At 55.3% G+C, this 5,824-nt stretch carries 3 rRNA genes; all 3 read left to right on the forward strand.

Annotated features, from left to right (window positions below):
- The first annotated feature begins 182 nt into the window (after positions 1-182).
- The 3 genes from IV500_RS21010 (at position 183) to rrf (ending at position 5,817) form a co-directional block, all read left to right on the forward strand.
- Positions 183-1,718, forward strand: a 16S ribosomal RNA gene (locus tag IV500_RS21010).
- Positions 1,719-2,303: 585 nt separating this feature from the next.
- Positions 2,304-5,460, forward strand: a 23S ribosomal RNA gene (locus IV500_RS21015).
- A gap of 240 nt (positions 5,461-5,700) precedes the next feature.
- Positions 5,701-5,817 (forward strand): 5S ribosomal RNA (gene rrf / locus IV500_RS21020).
- Together the 16S, 23S and 5S rRNA genes form the textbook arrangement of a ribosomal RNA operon.
- The last annotated feature ends 7 nt before the right edge of the window (positions 5,818-5,824 follow it).

Genomic DNA, 5,824 nt, shown 5'->3' on the forward strand with positions numbered 1-5,824 from the left:
TGCGTCTGTTGTTTGAGAACTCAATAGTGTGCCAAGTTTTGTCGATACCGATTTTTTTATTGGTTGAGATTGTTGTTGTTTGCTGCGTTTGTGGTGGGTAACAATTTTTTTGGCTGGTTTCGAATTTAGTGCTGCTGTCATGACCCTTTTTCCGGGTGTGGTGGTGGTGTCTGTGATTTACATCAACGGAGAGTTTGATCCTGGCTCAGGATGAACGCTGGCGGCGTGCTTAACACATGCAAGTCGAACGATGAACCTCACTTGTGGGGGGATTAGTGGCGAACGGGTGAGTAACACGTGAGTAACCTGCCCTTAACTCTGGGATAAGCCTTGGAAACGGGGTCTAATACCGGATATTTACTTCCTGCCGCATGGTGGGTTGTGGAAAGATTTATTGGTTTTGGATGGACTCGCGGCCTATCAGCTTGTTGGTGAGGTAATGGCTTACCAAGGCGACGACGGGTAGCCGGCCTGAGAGGGTGACCGGCCACACTGGGACTGAGACACGGCCCAGACTCCTACGGGAGGCAGCAGTGGGGAATATTGCACAATGGGCGCAAGCCTGATGCAGCGACGCCGCGTGAGGGATGAAGGCCTTCGGGTTGTAAACCTCTTTCAGTAGGGAACAAGGCCGGCTTTGGTTGGTTGAGGGTACCTGCAGAAGAAGCGCCGGCTAACTACGTGCCAGCAGCCGCGGTAATACGTAGGGCGCAAGCGTTATCCGGAATTATTGGGCGTAAAGAGCTCGTAGGCGGTTTGTCGCGTCTGCCGTGAAAGTCCGGGGCTCAACTCCGGATCTGCGGTGGGTACGGGCAGACTAGAGTGCAGTAGGGGAGACTGGAATTCCTGGTGTAGCGGTGAAATGCGCAGATATCAGGAGGAACACCGATGGCGAAGGCAGGTCTCTGGGCTGTAACTGACGCTGAGGAGCGAAAGCATGGGGAGCGAACAGGATTAGATACCCTGGTAGTCCATGCCGTAAACGTTGGGCACTAGGTGTGGGGGACATTCCACGTTTTCCGCGCCGTAGCTAACGCATTAAGTGCCCCGCCTGGGGAGTACGGCCGCAAGGCTAAAACTCAAAGGAATTGACGGGGGCCCGCACAAGCGGCGGAGCATGCGGATTAATTCGATGCAACGCGAAGAACCTTACCAAGGCTTGACATGAACCGGTAACGGCCAGAAATGGTCGCCCCGCTTGCGGTCGGTTTACAGGTGGTGCATGGTTGTCGTCAGCTCGTGTCGTGAGATGTTGGGTTAAGTCCCGCAACGAGCGCAACCCTCGTTCTATGTTGCCAGCGGGTAGTGCCGGGGACTCATAGGAGACTGCCGGGGTCAACTCGGAGGAAGGTGGGGACGACGTCAAATCATCATGCCCCTTATGTCTTGGGCTTCACGCATGCTACAATGGCCGGTACAAAGGGTTGCGATACTGTGAGGTGGAGCTAATCCCAAAAAGCCGGTCTCAGTTCGGATTGGGGTCTGCAACTCGACCCCATGAAGTCGGAGTCGCTAGTAATCGCAGATCAGCAACGCTGCGGTGAATACGTTCCCGGGCCTTGTACACACCGCCCGTCAAGTCACGAAAGTTGGTAACACCCGAAGCCGGTGGCCTAACCCCCTTTGTGGGGAGGGAGCTGTCGAAGGTGGGACCGGCGATTGGGACTAAGTCGTAACAAGGTAGCCGTACCGGAAGGTGCGGCTGGATCACCTCCTTTCTAAGGAGCGCCTCGGATTCGTTGTCCTGGTCCTGGTGGCCGGGGCGGGGGTCTGCAGGAGGCCTGTTTCGTGGACGTAGGTTCCACGGCGGGTGCTCATGGGTGGAATATTGATGGAATGGTTCCTGCCGGTTTGTGGTGGGGGGTTGGTGGGTGAGTACGGTCCTGGCGCTTCCTTTTGGGGGTGTTGGGGTGTGGAAAGTCTGTTGGTTCCCTGTCGTGGTGGGGGTCCTGTGTTGGCACACTATTGGGTTTTGAGGCAACAGGGTCATGGTCGTGGTGTCCGGGCGTGTTTTTGTGTCCGGGTGGTGCGGGTGTGGGTTCTGGTGTTTCTGGTGTTCCCTGGTCTGGCTGGTTGCCTGTTGTGGGTGTCTGGCGGGTTGTGGGGTTGTTGTTTGAGAACTATATAGTGGACGCGAGCATCTTATGAAGAAATGCAATTTCTTTTGAGTGTTTATGAACCTGGATCGGGTTCGCGTGATGTGTTGCTGGTGCTGTCTCTTTCGGGGGTGGTGGTGGTGGTGTGTTGTGTGGGCTTGTTTTCATGGTTTTCTCGATGAGTTGAGTGTTTTTTTGATTTTTTGTGGTCAAGTTTTTAAGGGCGCACGGTGGATGCCTTGGCATTAGGAGCCGAAGAAGGACGTAGGAATCTGCGATAAGCCTCGGGGAGTTGATAACCGAACGGTGATCCGAGGGTGTCCGAATGGGGAAACCCCGCCATGGGCCTTTTGGTTGCGTGGTGACCTGCAGCTGAACACATAGGCTGTGTGGGGGGAACGTGGGGAAGTGAAACATCTCAGTACCCACAGGAAGAGAAAACAATAGTGATTCCGTTAGTAGTGGCGAGCGAACGCGGATCAGGCTAAACCGTTCATGTGTTGATAGCCGGCGGGCGTTGCATGGTCGGGGTTGTGGGACTTTCCGTACTGGTTCTGCCGGACTGGTGGGGTGAGAGTGTAGGCATAGGTGAACGGTCTTGAAAGGCCGGCCGTAGAGGGTGTGAGCCCCGTAACCGAAATGTTTGTTACACCGCCTGGAGAGTATCCCAAGTAGTACGGGGCCCGAGAAATCCCGTGCGAATCTGTCAGGACCACCTGATAAGCCTAAATACTACCTAATGACCGATAGCGGACAAGTACCGTGAGGGAAAGGTGAAAAGTACCCCGGGAGGGGAGTGAAATAGTACCTGAAACCGTGTGCCTACAAACCGTCGGAGCCAGTCTGATGCTGGTGACGGCGTGCCTTTTGAAGAATGAGCCTGCGAGTTAGTGTTACGTCGCGAGGTTAACCCGTGTGGGGAAGCCGTAGCGAAAGCGAGTCTGAATAGGGCGAGTGTAGTGGCGTGATCTAGACCCGAAGCGAAGTGATCTACCCATGGCCAGGTTGAAGCGACTGTAAGACGTCGTGGAGGACCGAACCCACTTCAGTTGAAAATGGAGGGGATGAGCTGTGGGTAGGGGTGAAAGGCCAATCAAACTTCGTGATAGCTGGTTCTCCCCGAAATGCATTTAGGTGCAGCGTTGCGTGTTTCTTGCCGGAGGTAGAGCGACTGGATGGCTAATGGGCCCTACAAGGTTACTGACGTCAGCCAAACTCCGAATGCCGGTAAGTCAGAGCGCAGCAGTGAGACTGTGGGGGATAAGCTTCATAGTCGAGAGGGAAACAGCCCAGACCACCAACTAAGGCCCCTAAGCGTGTGCTAAGTGGGAAAGGATGTGGGATTGCGAAGACAACCAGGAGGTTGGCTTAGAAGCAGCCATCCTTAAAAGAGTGCGTAATAGCTCACTGGTCAAGTGATTCCGCGCCGACAATGTAGCGGGGCTCAAGTACACCGCCGAAGTTGTGGCATTCATATATTACCCAAGCCGGGGACGTGTTCTCTTGGTTCAGGGGTGTGGATGGGTAGGGGAGCGTCGTGTGGGCAGTGAAGTCGCGGTGTAAACCAGTGGTGGAGCCTACACGAGTGAGAATGCAGGCATGAGTAGCGAAAGACGGGTGAGAAACCCGTCCGCCGAATGATCAAGGGTTCCAGGGTCAAGCTAATCTGCCCTGGGTAAGTCGGGACCTAAGGCGAGGCCGACAGGCGTAGTCGATGGACAACGGGTTGATATTCCCGTACCGGTGAAAAACCGCCAATACTGATTCCGTGATGCTAACCGCCCGGAGCCTGACCGCCCGCCCTTGTGGCGGGGCCGGTTTTTGGCCGAGCGCGGGACCCGATCGGGGGAGGTAAGCGTATTAACAGGTGTGACGCAGGAAGGTAGCCAAGCCGGGCGATGGTTGTCCCGGTCTAAGGATGTAGGGCGGGTCATAGGTAAATCCGTGGCCCTGGTTTTGATACCGGGTCTGAGATCTGACGGGACCCCCGTGAGGGGGAATTTGGTGATCCTATGCTGCCTAGAAAAGCATCGGCGCGAGGTTTTAGCCGCCCGTACCCCAAACCGACACAGGTGATCAGGTAGAGAATACTAAGGCGATCGAGAGAATTATGGTTAAGGAACTCGGCAAAATGCCCCCGTAACTTCGGGAGAAGGGGGGCCTGCCTCGTGAAGGACACTTGCTGTCCGTGAGCGGGTGTGGGCCGCAGAGACCAGGGGGAAGCGACTGTTTACTAAAAACACAGGTCCGTGCGAAGTCGCAAGACGATGTATACGGACTGACTCCTGCCCGGTGCTGGAAGGTTAAGAGGACCGGTTAGCCCTTACGGGCGAAGCTGAGAATTTAAGCCCCAGTAAACGGCGGTGGTAACTATAACCATCCTAAGGTAGCGAAATTCCTTGTCGGGTAAGTTCCGACCTGCACGAATGGAGTAACGACTTCCCCGCTGTCTCAACCATAAACTCGGCGAAATTGCAGTACGAGTAAAGATGCTCGTTACGCGCAGCAGGACGGAAAGACCCCGAGACCTTTACTATAGTTTGGTATTGGTGTTCGCAGTGGCTTGTGTAGGATAGGTGGGAGACTGTGAAGCCGTGACGCTAGTTATGGTGGAGTCATCGTTGAAATACCACTCTGGTCACTTTGGACATCTAACTTCGGCCCGTAATCCGGGTCAGGGACAGTGCCTGATGGGTAGTTTAACTGGGGCGGTTGCCTCCTAAAGAGTAACGGAGGCGCCCAAAGGTTCCCTCAGCCTGGTTGGCAATCAGGTGTCGAGTGTAAGTGCACAAGGGAGCTTGACTGTGAGAGAGACATCTCGAGCAGGGACGAAAGTCGGGACTAGTGATCCGGCGGCACATTGTGGAATGGCCGTCGCTCAACGGATAAAAGGTACCTCGGGGATAACAGGCTGATCTTGCCCAAGAGTCCATATCGACGGCATGGTTTGGCACCTCGATGTCGGCTCGTCGCATCCTGGGGCTGGAGTAGGTCCCAAGGGTTGGGCTGTTCGCCCATTAAAGCGGTACGCGAGCTGGGTTTAGAACGTCGTGAGACAGTTCGGTCCCTATCCGCTGCGCGCGCAGGAAATTTGAGAAGGGCTGTCCTTAGTACGAGAGGACCGGGACGGACGAACCTCTGGTGTGTCAGTTGTACTGCCAAGTGCATCGCTGATTAGCTACGTTCGGATGGGATAACCGCTGAAAGCATCTAAGCGGGAAGCTCGCTTCGAGATGAGATTTCCAGACACCTCCGGGTGTGAGAGGCCCCCAGCCAGACCACTGGGTTGATAGGCCGGACGTGGAAGCGGGGACTAAAGACCCGTGAAGCTGACCGGTACTAATAGGCCGATGACTTACACCACACCCTTTTACCGGTAAAGCGACTTCAAACGCTTCACCACCATGGTAAAAGGAAAAGATAAAGAATGCCCGCGTCCACTATATGGTTCCCAACCAACAACCCCCACCACAATCGGGGCAACACAACAACACCGTAATTGAATAGTGTTAGTTGTAACCCACAAGTTTCCCCCGACCCACACCGGTACAGGACCCCCACAAAAGGTTCTGACACCGGTCCCGGGCCGGAGCGGAGAAAGAGTTACGGCGGTCATAGCGTGGGGGAAACGCCCGGTCCCATTCCGAACCCGGAAGCTAAGGCCCACAGCGCCGATGGTACTGCACTCGTGAGGGTGTGGGAGAGTAGGACACCGCCGGACAACCATT

The organism is Arthrobacter terrae (genome assembly GCF_015708085.1).
Taxonomy (GTDB): domain Bacteria; phylum Actinomycetota; class Actinomycetes; order Actinomycetales; family Micrococcaceae; genus Arthrobacter_M; species Arthrobacter_M terrae.